The sequence below is a fragment of the Clostridium estertheticum subsp. estertheticum genome (genome assembly GCF_001877035.1).
In the GTDB taxonomy this organism is placed as follows: domain Bacteria; phylum Bacillota; class Clostridia; order Clostridiales; family Clostridiaceae; genus Clostridium_AD; species Clostridium_AD estertheticum.
Genome location: NZ_CP015756.1, coordinates 4,166,017 through 4,181,885, shown reverse-complemented (window position 1 = coordinate 4,181,885; position 15,869 = coordinate 4,166,017). Strand labels below are relative to the sequence as shown.

14 protein-coding genes are annotated in these 15,869 nt (G+C 30.4%); 12 read left to right on the top strand and 2 right to left on the bottom strand.

Annotation, left to right across the window (positions count from 1 at the left end; all coding sequences use genetic code 11):
• Positions 1 to 118: 118 nt before the first annotated feature.
• From A7L45_RS19460 to A7L45_RS19410, 11 genes are all read left to right on the top strand, one after another.
• On the top strand, positions 119 to 922 hold the full coding sequence (locus A7L45_RS19460) for a hypothetical protein (RefSeq protein WP_071614327.1): 804 nt from the start codon (positions 119 to 121) through the stop codon (positions 920 to 922).
• A gap of 16 nt (positions 923 to 938) precedes the next feature.
• Positions 939 to 1,778, top strand: a complete 840-nt coding sequence (locus A7L45_RS19455; protein ID WP_071614326.1) for a sugar phosphate isomerase/epimerase family protein — start codon at positions 939 to 941, stop codon at positions 1,776 to 1,778.
• Between the two features lie 296 nt (positions 1,779 to 2,074).
• Complete coding sequence (gene tig, locus A7L45_RS19450; RefSeq protein ID WP_071614325.1) at positions 2,075 to 3,367, top strand: trigger factor; 1,293 nt, start codon at positions 2,075 to 2,077, stop codon at positions 3,365 to 3,367.
• Between the two features lie 153 nt (positions 3,368 to 3,520).
• Positions 3,521 to 4,105, top strand: a complete 585-nt coding sequence (gene clpP / locus A7L45_RS19445; RefSeq protein ID WP_071614324.1) for an ATP-dependent Clp endopeptidase proteolytic subunit ClpP — start codon at positions 3,521 to 3,523, stop codon at positions 4,103 to 4,105.
• A 19-nt stretch (positions 4,106 to 4,124) separates the two neighbouring features.
• Positions 4,125 to 5,417 carry an ATP-dependent Clp protease ATP-binding subunit ClpX gene (gene clpX / locus A7L45_RS19440; protein WP_071614323.1) on the top strand — a complete coding sequence of 431 codons (1,293 nt, stop codon included), beginning with the start codon at positions 4,125 to 4,127 and terminating at the stop codon, positions 5,415 to 5,417.
• Positions 5,418 to 5,655: 238 nt separating this feature from the next.
• On the top strand, positions 5,656 to 7,338 hold the full coding sequence (gene lonB, locus A7L45_RS19435) for an ATP-dependent protease LonB (protein ID WP_071614322.1): 1,683 nt from the start codon (positions 5,656 to 5,658) through the stop codon (positions 7,336 to 7,338).
• 261 nt (positions 7,339 to 7,599) lie between these two features.
• Positions 7,600 to 9,957 carry an endopeptidase La gene (gene lon / locus A7L45_RS19430; RefSeq protein ID WP_071614321.1) on the top strand — a complete coding sequence of 786 codons (2,358 nt, stop codon included), beginning with the start codon at positions 7,600 to 7,602 and terminating at the stop codon, positions 9,955 to 9,957.
• Entirely contained in the window at positions 9,938 to 10,561 is a 624-nt protein-coding gene (gene yihA, locus A7L45_RS19425) for a ribosome biogenesis GTP-binding protein YihA/YsxC (protein ID WP_071614320.1), read from the top strand. The genes lon and yihA overlap by 20 nt, the downstream gene beginning before the upstream one ends.
• Positions 10,562 to 10,972: 411 nt before the next feature.
• Positions 10,973 to 11,404, top strand: a complete 432-nt coding sequence (locus A7L45_RS23615; protein WP_187350201.1) for a hypothetical protein — start codon at positions 10,973 to 10,975, stop codon at positions 11,402 to 11,404.
• Between the two features lie 123 nt (positions 11,405 to 11,527).
• Entirely contained in the window at positions 11,528 to 11,770 is a 243-nt protein-coding gene (locus A7L45_RS19415) for a hypothetical protein (RefSeq protein WP_071614319.1), read from the top strand.
• A 57-nt stretch (positions 11,771 to 11,827) separates the two neighbouring features.
• Positions 11,828 to 12,799, top strand: a complete 972-nt coding sequence (locus tag A7L45_RS19410) for a hypothetical protein (RefSeq protein WP_169829620.1) — start codon at positions 11,828 to 11,830, stop codon at positions 12,797 to 12,799.
• Between the two features lie 72 nt (positions 12,800 to 12,871).
• Here A7L45_RS19410 and A7L45_RS19405 read toward each other — a convergent pair whose 3' ends face one another.
• Complete coding sequence (locus A7L45_RS19405; protein ID WP_071614317.1) at positions 12,872 to 13,249, bottom strand: bactofilin family protein; 378 nt, start codon at positions 13,247 to 13,249, stop codon at positions 12,872 to 12,874.
• A gap of 284 nt (positions 13,250 to 13,533) precedes the next feature.
• Positions 13,534 to 14,499 (bottom strand): hypothetical protein, encoded by a 966-nt coding sequence (locus A7L45_RS19400; protein WP_071614316.1) that lies wholly within the window; start codon positions 14,497 to 14,499, stop codon positions 13,534 to 13,536.
• A gap of 103 nt (positions 14,500 to 14,602) precedes the next feature.
• Between A7L45_RS19400 and A7L45_RS19395 the strand changes: the two genes are divergently transcribed.
• A complete protein-coding gene (locus A7L45_RS19395; RefSeq protein WP_084647524.1) occupies positions 14,603 to 15,856 on the top strand; it encodes an ABC transporter substrate-binding protein in 1,254 nt (417 codons plus the stop codon).
• Positions 15,857 to 15,869 lie beyond the last annotated feature (13 nt).

Genomic DNA, 15,869 nt, shown 5'->3' with positions numbered 1-15,869 from the left:
TTATGTTATTTTCATTTGTAATGAGGTATAATAAAAAGTGTATAGTCATTGATTAAAAACTATGTACGCAGAATATATGAGTGATAACAGCGTATCAATTATAATGGAGGTAAATCATATGAAGAAACCTAGTATATTTAGTAAGGATTATGATAGAAAAATAAAAAAACGAAAAAAGGTAATATTATCACTAATTATTATACCTATAATAGGGCTAATCATATTTTTAAAAATAGATTTTAAAGGTTTAGTGAATAAAGGTACAACAAGTACATTATCAAAAGGTGATAAAGTGCAGAAAAAATCAGAAGAAGTTTCGCAAAAGCAGACAAATGCTCAGAAGGCTAAGATAGCGCAAGCAGCAATTGCCGCAAAAGCAAAAGCAAGTGCAGATAAGACATCTTTTATAGCTACAATGCCAAATGGTCAAAAGGTCACTGTTGAATATAGTGGAGCAGCGGCAAATAAAACTATAAAAGGAATATTAAATGCTAAGGACGTATCATATGATATAAGTCCAAGTAAGAAATTAATTGTTATACAAAGTACAAAAAATCAAGATATAATATATGTTGATATAAATAAAACTAGTAAAGATATAACAAGAAAAATATATACATCTAGTAATAATCAAGATTATTCAAAAGAAGAGCAACTTAAAAATAGTCCCAATTATATATGGTCAATTACACCAAAATTTATTGATGAAGATAATATTGCATATGTTAGTGAGTTACCTTGGATGAATGAAAAAAAAGTACAGTATATATGGAAGCTGAATTTAAAAGATAATGTTCATATGCAGGTACAACCAGCGTCAGGCATGAAGATTACTTTTGGAAATTCAACAGCTAAGGGGCTAGAGGCGAATATCGATGGAGATGTAGTCTATGTAACTGCATTAGGTGAAGTAACAAAATAGCGAAAAGAGGCTAAATATGGATATAGGATTATCTTCAGCATGTTTTTATCCTAAATTGAATACAGAAGATAGTATACAAACGATGAAAGAGTTAGGATTTAATTTTGGCGAAATATTTTTAAATACGCATTGTGAGTATAAAGAGGAATTTATAAGGGTACTACTGGCAAAAAAAGAACTATATGAATTCAATGTAAATTCAGTTCATGCATTTTCAGCTTCTTTTGAACCATACCTTTTTGATAAATATGACAGAAGACGCAAAGATGTGTTAAAACAATTTAAAGAAGTTGTTAAGGCAGCAAAGGCTTTAGGCGCAAACTGTTATACATTTCATGGTATGAGGTATGCTGATTTGAGTGGGCTTGATACTGAATTTATTGTAGACATATATAATGAACTTTCGTATATATCTCTAGAGGCAGGAATTAAATTGGCACAGGAAAATGTCTCATGGTGCATGTCATCGGATTTAAAATTCCTAACTCTTTTGTCGCAGAAAAGTAAATATCCAATATATTTTACTTTAGATTTGAAACAAGCATGCAAAGCTAATATTCCTATAGAAAAGTATATTGAAGTTATGGGAAGTAACATTGTGAATCTTCATATTAACGATCGAGATGATAATTCACCTTGTCTTTTGCCTGGAAAAGGAAATTTAGATTATGATAATATTGCGAGAAATCTTAAAGATGTTAATTATAGTGGAAAAGGAATTATAGAAGTGTATAGTAACAATTTTTCAAGTTACGAGGAACTTACAAAGGTGAAGGAGTTCGTTTCGGGAAAGTTTAACGACATTTCAGAAGGAAAGTCTCCTATGTTTATAAGTAGGAATGACATGCCCAAATAAATGGAAAATTCAGGTGAGAATATAAATCTCCTTCTGAAGTCGTTAATATTGCAGCGACCCAGGAGATGATTTAACAATGTTGCAGCGACCCAGGAGACCTTTAAATGATAAATGTTTTATATCATTTAAAGCAATTATTAAATAAAATTATCTTGTAAATTATTTAAAATTTGGGTATAATCATAATATTAGACTATTTGAGCAAATATGCTTAATAGTATTTGTAAATACGTTAAAAGTTATGTTATAATATATATAGAAATAAGCATTTGTGAGTGATTAGGAGGAGTAATATAATGAACATTAAAATGGAAAAATTAGAAAAAAATATTATTAAATTAGAAATAACGGTAGAAGCAGAAAGATTTAATAAATCTTTAAAGAAATCTAGTGCGAAAAATTCAAAATCGATGAATATACCAGGATTCAGAAAAGGTAAAGCTCCAATGAATATAATAAAGAAAATGTATGGCGAAAATGTTTTCTTTGAAGATGCTATAAATTTTTGCTGTGATGATACATATCCAGAGGCTTTAAAAGAACATGATATAAATCCGTTGGATTATCCTAAAATTGATATTATTCAAATAGGTGAAGGAAAAGAGTTTATATACACAGCATCAGTCGAAGTAGCACCTGAGGTTAAACTTGGAGAATATAAAGGACTAGAGGCTAAAAAAGTTGAATATAATGTATCAGATGATGAAATTGAAAGTCAACTAAAAGGCATGCAAGAAAAAAATGCTAGAATAGAAGATAAGATAGATGGCACAGTTGCAATGGGCGATATAGCAATTATAGATTTCAAAGGATTTATTGAAGAAACAGCTTTTGAAGGTGGAGAAGGAAAAGACTTTGAACTAGAAATTGGTTCAGGATCGTTTATTGACACTTTTGAAGAACAATTAGTTGGTTTAAAAGCTGGCGATACTAAAGAAGTTAAAGTTAACTTCCCAGAAGCATATGGAAGAGAAGATTTAAATGGTAAACAAGCAACTTTTAATGTAACTGTTAAAAGCATGAAAGCAAAAGAATTACCAGCTATTGATGATGAATTTGCTAAAGATGTATCTGAGTTTGATACTTTAGAAGAATTAAGAAATGACATTAAAAATGCACTTGAAAAATCAGGTAAAGATAGAGAAAAGAAAGAATTTGAAGAAGCAGTAATAGATGCAGCTTGCGCGAATGTCGAAATGGACATTCCAGAAATTATGGTAAAAAGAGAAACTGATGTAATGCTTAAAGATTTAGAAATGAAATTAAAACAACAAGGATTAGACCTTGAATCATATTATCAGTATACAAACAATACTGAAGAAAAAGTTAGAGCGTTTATGAAAGAATCAGCTGAAAAGAGAGTTAAGACTGATTTAGTTATAACCGAAATAGCGAAAAAAGAAAAAGTTGAAGCAAGTGATGAAGAAATGCTTGCAAAAGCTAAAGAAGTTGCAAAACAATACGGAGACAAAGATATAGACAAAACTGCAGATTTAATTATGAAAGCACAAAAACAATATCTAAAAATTGATGTTTTGAATGAAAAAGTAATAAAAATGTTAGTTGAAAATGCTAAAGTGATAGCATAATATAGATTAAAATTAATTGCCAGATATTTCTCTGGCAATTAATTTTAAATATAGGATAAAACTAAATGATTAAAAAGCTAATATTTAGGATATAATTAAGGAAAAGGTTACCTGTTGAGGCAGTAATATTATTAGAGCAAAGGGGCGAGTTATATGAGTTTAGTACCAATGGTTGTTGAACAAACGAATAGAGGAGAAAGATCTTATGATATCTATTCAAGATTATTAAAAGATAGAATAATTTTTCTAGGAGAAGAGGTAAATGATGTAACTGCTAGTTTAATTGTTGCTCAGTTATTGTTCTTAGAATCTGAAGACCCTGATAAGGATATTTATTTATATATAAATAGTCCAGGTGGATCAATTACATCTGGAATGGCTATATATGACACGATGCAATATATCAAACCACAAGTTTCAACTATTTGTATAGGTATGGCAGCATCTATGGGATCTTTTTTATTAAATGCTGGAGAAAAAGGGAAAAGATTTGCATTGCCTAATAGTGAGATTTTAATACATCAGCCTTTAGGCGGATTTCAAGGTCAGGCAACTGATATTGATATTCATGCAAAACGAATCATGAAAACTAAAGATACATTAAATAGAATATACAGTGAAAGAACCGGACAACCAATAGAAAAAATTCAACATGATGTTGAAAGAGATTATTTTATGAGTGCACAAGAAGCTATGGATTATGGTCTGATAGATGAAGTTATAGCTAAAAAGAAATAAGCTTAGTTGAGGTGAAGATATGACAAAGTTTGATGAAAAAAAACAACTTAAATGTTCTTTTTGTGGTAAAACCCAAGAACAAGTTAGAAGATTAATTGCGGGACCAGGAGTATATATTTGTGATGAATGTATAGAATTGTGTTCTGAAATAATTGTAGACGAATTCCAGGGTGATGTTGAATTAGATTTAGGAGCACTTCCAAAACCAGCAGAAATAAAAAATTATATAGATGATTACGTAATTGGACAAAATACAGCTAAAAAATCATTGGCAGTAGCCGTTTATAATCATTATAAAAGAATAAATTCAAATGTTAATGAGGGTGATGTTGAACTTCAGAAAAGTAATATTTTATTACTTGGACCTACAGGCTGTGGTAAAACTTTGCTAGCTCAAACATTAGCAAAATTCTTAAATGTACCGTTTGCTATAGCAGATGCAACTACACTTACTGAAGCAGGGTATGTAGGAGAAGATGTTGAAAATATTCTTCTAAAATTAATACAAAATGCTGATTATGATGTAGAAAAAGCAGAAAAAGGTATTATCTATATAGATGAAATAGATAAGATAGCAAGAAAATCTGAGAATCCGTCTATTACTCGTGATGTGTCTGGAGAAGGAGTTCAACAGGCGTTGCTTAAAATATTAGAAGGAACTACAGCATCAGTTCCACCACAAGGTGGAAGAAAACATCCTCACCAAGAGTTTATTCAGATAAATACTGCTAATATATTATTTATCTGTGGAGGAGCATTTGATGGACTTGATAAAATTATAGAAAAAAGGACTAGAACTACGTCAGTTGGGTTTGGAGCTGAAATAAGATCTAAACATGAAGCAAATGTAGGAGAGTTACTTAAGTCTATAATGCCTGGAGATTTATTGAAGTTTGGGCTAATTCCAGAATTTGTAGGTAGACTTCCAATAGTTGTTACACTTGAAGCATTGGATGAAGAGGCATTAGTTAAAATTCTTAGTGAACCTAAAAATGCATTAGTTAAACAATATAAAAAATTGTTTGAGATGGATAATGTGGAATTAGAGTTTAAAGAAGAAGCCTTAAAAGCTATTGCAAAAGAGGCTATTAAAAGAGAAACTGGGGCTCGTGGACTTAGATCTATTATAGAAGATACGATGAAGGAAGTTATGTTTGATATTCCATCAAATGAAGAAGTATCTAAAGTTATAATTAATGCGGATACTATTCAAACTAGAAATCCAGAACTAGTTTTAGCTGAAGGTGGAAAAAGAGAAAAAATAAAGATTACAAAACAGATTAAAAGTAAAAAAGGACCAGAATCAGCATAAATGAATCTTTGCAAAACACAAAAGACGGATATTGTATCCGTCTTTTGTGTTTTGTTGAATTAAAATATAATATTAACGACAAAAAGTTATATGATTAATAATATTATATGGAAAAAAATGAATACATTTAATCCTACTTGAGCATAATATCAACTAATGCAATATTTACTAAAATATGCAAATTTAATATGCGAAGGGAGGATTAGTTTAATAGTTTCATCATTAAACTTTAATTAATATGACAACTAAAATTCTCATGGTAGTACAATTCTTTTTTACAGTAGTTATTGGGTTATATTTTTTTAATGCATTAAAGGCTCAAAAAAGTGGTAAGTCGGTTGTTGGTAAGGAAAATAGAAAAGAAATGGAAAACCTAAGAAAAATGAAAAACATAAGCCTTACGGAGCCACTTACGGAAAAAAGCAGACCGACAAAATTTGAAGAGGTTATAGGCCAAGAAGAGGGTATAAAGGCATTACAGGCAGCAATATGTGGCCCTAATCCTCAACATGTCATAATTTATGGCCCGCCTGGAATAGGGAAAACAGCAGCAGCTAGATTAGTGCTTGCAGATGCTAAAAAAAGAGCAAGATCTCCGTTTAAGGAAGGTTCGAAGTTTGTTGAAATAGATGGTACTACTGTTAGGTTTGATGAAAGGGGTATAGCAGACCCACTTATAGGATCAGTTCATGATCCCATCTACCAAGGAGCAGGGCCACTCGGAGTAGCAGGAGTACCTCAACCTAAGCCTGGCGCCGTTACAAAAGCACATGGTGGAATTCTATTTATTGATGAAATTGGGGAACTGCATCCTATAGAAATGAATAAACTTCTTAAAGTATTAGAGGATAGAAAAGTCTTTTTAGATAGTGCTTATTATAATGAAGAGGATCCTAATATGCCTCTTTATATTAAGGAAGTGTTTGATGAAGGACTGCCAGCTGATTTTAGGTTAATTGGTGCAACTACACGTAATCCAGAAGAAATAATGCCGGCTATAAGATCAAGGTGTATAGAGATCTTTTTTAGAGCATTATTACCTGAAGAATTACAACAAATTGCCAAAAATTCAACAAGTAAAATGAACCTTAAAATTTCCGATAAGGCACTAGAACTTGTGGGTAAATACTCAAGTAATGGACGTGATACCGTTAATTTAATTCAACTAGCTTGTGGAATGGCAATTAACGATGAAAGAGATGAAGTAAGTATTGAAGATATTGAGTGGGTTATAGAGAATGGTCAATATTCACCTAGGCTTGAGTCGAGGATATCTGATAAACCACAAATTGGTTATGTAAATGGACTTGCGGTTTATGGAGCTAATATAGGAGCTGTAATGGAAATTGAAGCTAGTGCCAAAAGGGTAAAGCTTAGAAAAGGCATTCTTAAAATTACAGGAATTATTGAAGAAGAGGAAATAAGTAGTAGCAATAAAAAACTTCGACGAAAAAGCACAGCAAGATCATCAGTAGAAAATGTAGTTACAGTACTTGAAAAATATTTTAATATAGATTGTGGCGATTATGATATTCATGTTAACTTCCCAGGTGGATCACCAGTGGATGGTCCATCTGCTGGAGTAAGTATAACAACTGCAATGTACAGTGCGATAAAAGGAATACCCGTGGATAATATGGTTGCTATGACAGGAGAGATATCAATACATGGTAATGTATTGCCAATAGGGGGTGTAAATGCTAAAATTGCAGCTGCTAAAAAAGCAGGAGCCACAAAAGTAATTATTCCAAGGGATAACTTTCAAGATAGTTTTAATACCATAGAAAATATTAAAATCATACCAGTTAGTAATATTAGTGAGGTAATAAAAGAGGCGTTGCTTCTAGAGATACCTAAAAATATTAAAACTACATTTGAGCCAGAGGTAGATGTTATAGCAGCAGAGTCATTAAAAATTTAGTCTGTCATTTTCTTTAAAAAGGTATTCCATTTTTAAATATAATGGATTACCTTTTTTATTTTAAAGATTGTAGTATTGAAAAATAATTATATTATAGGTATACTATAGTAGTGTCACTATATAAATATAGTGTTGCTATGTAACTATAAAAATAAAATAAATAAGTATTTATAGTTTATGATATCGAGGTTATATAAAATTAAAATAATGATTTTATATTTATAGACGACGATTAATATAATATAGAAAAGAGGGAGAAAAATGGATAAAACAACAAAACTTCTTCCGTTAATTCCGTTAAGAGGTATGAATATATTTCCATATATGGTATTGCACTTTGATGTTGGTAGAGAAAAATCTATACTTGCCTTAGAAAATGCTATGCTAAATAATCAAGAAATTTTTCTGGTTTCACAGAAAGTATCGAAAATCGAAGAGCCAGAAGAAAAGGATATATATGAAATTGGTACTATTTGTAACGTTAAACAAATATTAAAGTTACCGGGAGATTCAATTAGAGTACTGGTTGAGGGAATGCAACGAGGTAAAATTTCAGAGTATAAAGATAAGGAACCTTTTGTAAGTGTGGAAGTAGAGCTTATTTACGATGAACAAAGCACGGATGACAAAAAATGTAAGGCGTATATTAGACTTATAGATAAAGCTTTTGAAGAATACATAAATTTATCGGTTAACAGTTTTCCTGATGCGTTATTCAGTTTAGAAGAAACAGAGGAGCCTGGAAGATATTGTGACATTGTAAGTTCCTATTTAATATTAAAGCCACAAACGAAGCAAGAATTGCTTGAAATATTAGATGTTACTAAGAGACTTGAAAAACTGTTACTTATATTAAAGAATGAGCTTGAAGTTTTAAAAATAGAAAAAAAGATTGGAACTAAGGTTAAAGACAAAATAGATAAAATTCAAAAGGAATATTATCTAAGAGAACAAGTGAAAGCTATACAAGAGGAACTAGGGGAAGATGACGAAAATAAAAAAGAAATAATTGAGTATGAAATTAAAATAAAAAAGGCAAAACTGCCTAAAGAGCCAAAAGAAAAAGCAAATTATGAGTTAAATAGATTAAAAAGTTCAGGGAATTATTCTGCTGAGAGTGGAGTATCAAAGTCCTATTTAGATTGGATATTAGCTTTACCTTGGAATAAATCGACTAAAGATAACATTGACATAAGTAAGGCTAGAGAAGTTTTTGATAAAGAGCATTACGGACTCGAGGATGTTAAAGAAAGAATAATAGAATATTTAGCAGTTAAAAAAATTAGCAAGACGCTTAAGGGACCTATACTTTGTTTGGTAGGGCCACCAGGAGTTGGTAAAACATCTATAGCGAAGTCTGTTGCAAATGCATTAAATAGAAATTTCGTTAGAATGTCACTTGGTGGAGTAAAAGATGAGGCTGAAATAAGGGGGCATAGAAAAACTTACGTTGGAGCAATTCCTGGTAGGATTATATATGCAATGAAACAAGCTGGATCAAAGAATCCATTATTCTTATTAGATGAAATTGATAAGATGAGTGGCGATATTAAAGGCGATCCTGCAGATGCTCTTTTAGAAGTATTGGATAGTGAGCAAAATGCGAGCTTTAGGGATCATTACCTAGAATTAGATTTTGATTTATCGAAAGTCCTATTCATAACTACTGCAAATAAATTGGACACTATTCCAAGAGCTTTATTAGATAGAATGGAAGTCATTGAGGTATCAGGATATACATCAGAGGAAAAATTTCATATTGCTAAAAATCATATTATTCCAAAGATGTTAAAAGAACATAATATGGATGATAGTAAAATAACCTTTTCGGACAATTCAATAACTTGTATAATTGAAAACTATACAAGAGAATCAGGGGTTAGAAGTCTTGAAAGACAAATTGCGTCTGTAATTCGAAAGGCAATAACAGAAATGGTAGAGAAAAACAAAAAGAGTGTTAATGTTACAGCATCTCATGTTAAGAGATATTTAGGTGCAGTTATGTTTACTTATGACAAAGCTGAAACTGAAGATAAGGTTGGTGTAGTAACTGGACTAGCATGGACTGAAGTTGGTGGGGTTACATTACCAGTTGAGGCGAGTGCTATGGAGGGAACAGGTAAGCTAGAACTTACAGGTCAACTGGGGGATGTTATGAAAGAATCCGCTAAAGCTGGATATAGTTATGTTAGAGCTAATGCTTTTAAGTATAATATAGATAAAGACTTTTATAAAAATAAGGATATTCATATTCATGTTCCAGAGGGGTCAGTACCTAAGGATGGGCCATCAGCTGGTGTAACTATGATAACTGCGATGGTGTCTGCATTGACTAATAGAAAAGTAAGACATAATGTAGCCATGACTGGTGAGATTACGCTTACAGGAAGAGTTCTACCTATTGGAGGGCTTAAAGAGAAATCATTAGCTGCATATAGAGCGGGTGTTGATACAATTATAATTCCTTGTGAGAATGAAAAAGATACAGAAAAAATACCTAAAAGTATTAAGGACAAACTAAAATTTATATTTGCAAGTAAAGTAGAAAATGTACTTGAACATGCATTACTTGAAAATACATTAAATGGAGAGATAAATAATGGAGATAAAACAATCTGAATTTATAATATCAGCAGTAAAACCTGCTCAGTACCCAACAGATAATAGAGTAGAATATGCTTTTGTTGGAAGATCAAATGTAGGGAAGTCATCTTTGATAAATACTATAACAAATAGAAGGAAATTAGTAAAAGTTAGTGGAACCCCTGGAAAAACTAGACTTATAAATTTCTTTTTAATAAATGATAGCTTTTATTTTGTAGATTTGCCAGGTTACGGATATGCAAAAGTATCCAAAACTGAACAAGCTAAATGGGGAAAAATGATGGAGGACTATTTAGTTCGTAGGCCTCAACTACAAAAGGTAGCATTACTAGTGGACTGTAGACGTAAGCCAACTAAAGATGACCTTCTAATGTACGGATGGATTAAACATTTTGGATATGAAGTTGTAATAGTTGCAACCAAAAAAGATAAACTAAACAGAGCAGAACTAGTAAAGAATAATAAGTTAATAAGGGAAACTTTACAACTAGAGCCAAGTGAGGCGATTATAAATATCTCATCACTTAAAAAAATAGGTGTAAAAGAACTTTTAGGAAATATGTTTAACGACGGTTCAGAAGATGAACCACTAACTTCTAATGGAAATCCAATACTATAATAAGAAAAAAATTTAGAAGATATATAAATCCACTTCTGAAGTCGTTAATGTTTTCAGCTCCGAAGGAGATGATTTGACGACGGTTCAGAAGATGAACCACTAACTTCTAATGGAAATCCAATACTATAATAAAAATAAAATAGACCTGCATTACGGTGTGTTAGCGAATAGCTAATGCACATCGTGATGAGGTCTATTTTTTTTGGATATAATCGAATAAGTATAATTGTCTTTCGCGAAGAAAAAAGTATATATTACGTATAATGCATTAATAGTGATATATACTTTTTAGTATGTATTTATATAAACATTTTGTATCAATTTATTTCTGTGAGAATAGTATATATTAGAAACAAAAGAAAAAGATTTTAAAAGTAAATTAAGAAAAGCAATAAAAAGGAGGATAAGTATATGGACATGAATGGCTTATTAAGTGGATTAGCTGAATCCCAAAAGAATGGATCTAACAACAAAAGCTGTAATTGTAATAACAATGGCGGTGGATGTAACAATGGCAATGGATTCGGCGGCGGAAACTCAATAGTTTGGATAATCATTTTATTGATTTTATTCTGCGGTTGTGGTGGTCAAGGACAAAGTGGAACTGTATGCGGATGCAAACCAAAACACTGTAGAGAATATTGCAGATGTGGCGGCGGAGATGATGGATATGGCGGATTTGGTGGTTTCAATGGCTTCGGTGGCTTCGGTGGCGGATGCGGTGGCGGTAGTGGCATTTGGATAATAATCTTAATCCTTATATTCGCATGTGGTGGCAATGGAAGACAAAACAAAGGATGCACAAACAATATTATCAACCTAGACAGCTGTGACGATGAATAATTAAATAAATTAATAACAAGTGAAGAAATAGATTTTAAGTAAATAAATAGATTAATTATATGTTCTTAACTTTAGCTGAAAAATGTAACACATTAAAATTTGGCCCAGAAAGGGGAGTTTTAAATGTCAAAAAGAAGATGTCGTGAAAATAAATGTTGTGGAGGTAGACCAGTAGTAGGATGCGGTGGAAATTCAGCTGCAAATTTATGTACAAATCCGATTTGTGCAGTAATATTATTGATTATACTTCAAAGAACATGTCTACTTGAAAACAAAAATGCTTTCTTATTAATATTGTTATTCCTAGGTTTTTGTTTCTGTAGAGGTGGATATGGTGGAAATGCAGTGAAAAGCTGTGGATGTTAATTTAAAAAATCAGGGGGAGCTTAAAATGCTCCCCCACTTATAAATGAGGTGATGAATATGTCAAAACATCATAAGCGTGACAGAAATAATATTGATAATAACAATAACATGTATAATAACAATAGCATGTATAATAATGGAAGTAACAATAATAATAGTGGAAATGGTAATAATGGTAGCAGCAATAATAACAATAATCAGAATAACAATGTTAATAATAATCCACTAGCACAAATGCTTAATGGAAATGGTGCAAACCCTTTAGTTGGATTAATATCTAGCTTTCTTTCAGGAAATGGTACTGGAAATGGTAATGGTGAAAATATGATTGAGAGTTTACTTTCTGGGTTAGGAGGTAACAATAATAACATGTTAGGTAATTTGCTAGAAGGGTTAGGTGGGCAGGACGGTAACCTCTTAGGTAATTTACTTGGTAGTTTAGGTGGTCAAGATAATATTTTAGGTAACCTTATGGATAGTTTAGGTGGTCAAAGTAATAATATGAATGGAAACTCAAATAATGGTTCTAATTCAGGTAATGTAAAATCTACACCAAATGTAGCAAAAAATAATAAAAACAATAGTAGTAATAACAATAATGTTAATATAAATAATGATACTGAAAATAATGATATAGTAAGTTCAGATAAAAATAATCAAGACAATGTATTTACAAATATATTTTCAGGTATGGGAAATATAGATTTAAGTGAAATTTCAAATATGTTATCTGGAATAGATTTAAACAATTTAGATTTAAATAGTTCTAATTTTAATGATATGGTGAATTCCATATCAAATAATGATTCTTTTGTAAATGATGAATCTTTTGTAAATGATGATTCTTTTGAGAATAACGATGTTGAATTTAAACATACAAGTCCTATAGAAAGTACACATAGTATTTTAGATGACCTAGAAGATGAAGATAAGGGGCAACTTATATATATATTAGCTCATTTAGTAGATGAGCAAAAGCTTGGAATGCTCAATAGAATCGTAGAGGAAAATTCCAATTTAAGACATTAAGATTATATAGATAAAAATTGATAAGAGCAACACATAAATTTAAAACTTATGTGTTACTTTTGTTTGAAACTCTTATAAATTATCACTGTTGTCATCAGATTGTTCATAATTTGTCATGGTACATTTGCCATCAAGAATTCCACCCTCGGAGATCATTAATTTTTTCACCGAAATATCACCGCTGACTTTACCACAGCTTTCTATAGTTAAGGTGCTTGTGCAAGAAACATTTCCATTTACTATTCCGTTTATATATGCATTATTACAGGTAATATCGCCTTTTATTCTTCCTGTTTCAGCTAATGCTACATCATCTTCACAAATTATGTTTCCATCAATAGAACCATCTATTTTTATAAGACCATTTCCATTCAAAGAACCAATTATAGAACATTGCTGGCCAATTAAAGTTTCAATTCTATTTACGTCCTTTTCTTTATTATTAAACATATACGATTCCCCCAATTTATATTGTATTTTAAATTAACTATATACATAATAAGTTTGTAGTTAAGCATCTTTATATAAAAATATTTTAATTTATCATTTATAATGAATAAAACTAAGCAAAAAGGTTAATATTATAAATGTAATCGGAGTTTAAATCTCCATTTGCATAAAATAAAACATTTTATGCATAACCCCCCATCCCCCCTTGGGACCGGTAATACGGTCCCTTTTGTAAGTTTATAATGATATTAATATTTTATACGTAATGTAATAGTTTTATGTTTTTATTTGATATTTATAGAGCTAATTTTAAAAGAAGGAGCTTTATTAGTATTTGGGATAAGCTTTAAAATTAATTCTATAGTATAATTTTTTGTTTCTTTTAAATTGCTTACCTTAGGGTCTAATAGATCATTTGTATTAGTTCCTTTAAAATTTAATGTCCATAAAACATCGCTAGTATTGCCATCTTTGTCCCAATTAAAATCTTTAAAAACAGCATCTTGAAAGGTTAAATTTACTTTTCTGTCAGATAAATCACTTAAGAGTGAAATATCATTACCATTTAAATCGGATGTAAAAAGATCTTTTGGTATAGTTAATTCAGAAGATGGAAAGGTTGCCATAAGATTTATGAAACCTAGTACTGTGCTTTTTCCCATATAATTATCAACATAGTTGTAGTCAAAAGATTTTAAACTACCTTGAATAAAAATATAACTAATAAGATTTAATTTTCCATCATTGATATTCCCAGATAACATTTTAGGTGTTTTATTATTTTTACTGTCTACAAAACCTAAAATATTGTTTGTGCTGCTAAATATATCTTCATATTTTTCGCCAGTCCAAAAGAAAACATGCTGCACTGCCTTATTATTTACAGATGCTTGAGTAAATATTTCAGGTACCTTGTTTCTGGATATGTCCATTAATGTTAGTCTCATCGGCCACTGCAAATAATAGTTGCCAACGGTATTAATTTTTTTAGAAGGCTCTAAATAATAGCATTTGTCTCCAGAATTTATTTGAATATAGTATTTATCAACATCTGTTTTTATGTAGAGTATATCCTTAGTACCATCACCTGTTAAATCAGCTTGCATCATTTTTGATTCATTTACGATATTAAATGTACTTATTGCATTTGTTATGAAAAGAAATAAAAACGTAAGTGTTATGGTAAAAATGATAATAGCCAAAACATAATAAACATATTTCTTTTTTAAAAATATTATCTGGAACTTCATTTATTCCACCCCCCATTAAATTATATGTAACAACTGTATATTTAATTAATTTATATTTAATAAATCTTAAAAAATAACATTAATGACATAATGAGGTGAACTTGTGAGAAAATCAAATATATTTTTAAAAAACATATGTGTAGTTCTTTTAATTCTAATTACGGTATTTAGTTTGTCATCTTGCAAATGGGGCAGTGATAAAAAGAGTGAGGATCAAAAAAAATTAAATATATTTCTAGATACAACAGATGAACATTCTTATAAAGTAAATAAGTCTTTAATTGATGATTACAAAAAGAATAATCCAGATGTTGTAATAAAATTAAATGATATAATAGGTGATAAAAGTAATATCATGGATACAATTAATTTGGGTACAGAAATAGATGTGATGTTCACGAGTAGAAATGACTTTATTGAACTTAGCAAAAATGGAGTTCTAAGTGATATAGATGGAACATATGAGGAGAATGATATTAATGGTAGATATTTTAATATTATAGGTTCTTATGGAAGGATAGGTGATAAACATTATGGGATAGGGGTTGTGCCATATTCTATTGAGTTATTTTATAATAAAGCAAATTTAGAAAAGCTAAAAATAGCTAATCCTAATAATTTAAAAGAGTGGTTAAATGTGTTAAAGCAAATTAATGGTAAAGGATTGAAGACACCTGTCGTATTAAACGAAGATATAGATGCGAGTGGTATTTTGTTTTCATTAATAGCTAGCACAGGCATAAATATTCATGAGGTTGAGGAAAGTTATGATGGTGGTGAGCAAGGTTATAAGAAACTTAAAAATATGCAAGGGGTATTTGATGAATTTAACTTGCTTATTAAAAATAATGGAATTACAAAAGATTCTTTTGAATTAGGTAATGAGCAAAGTGTTAGTAATTTTAATAATGGTGATTCACCACTACTCATGTGTACTTCATATTATAATCCTAAACTTAATGGAAATAATATAGGTGTAATTAAAGACTATGATAATGATTCAAAGTTTGGGGCAAATATGCCTATTATAATTAACTCTATATTAAGTATCCCCGTAAATGCAAAAAATAGGGACAGTGCCGATGCTTTTATTCAATATATATATAGTGATGAAACTCAAGCAAGGCTTGTGCAAAAAGGAATTATAACTGGAAATAAAGTTGCAAATAAGAAAATAGCAGGTATTGGTAAACCAATGGTTCAACATATGTATAAGGCTAATGACAATAACATACCTATATTATATAATTTACCTAAAAAGATAAAAACCAATGTACTTTTGACCTTGAAAAGGATCATAGATGGAAATTATAGTTCTAAAGAGTGGGAAGAAATATTAAAGGAAAGTTATAAATAATATTAATATACAA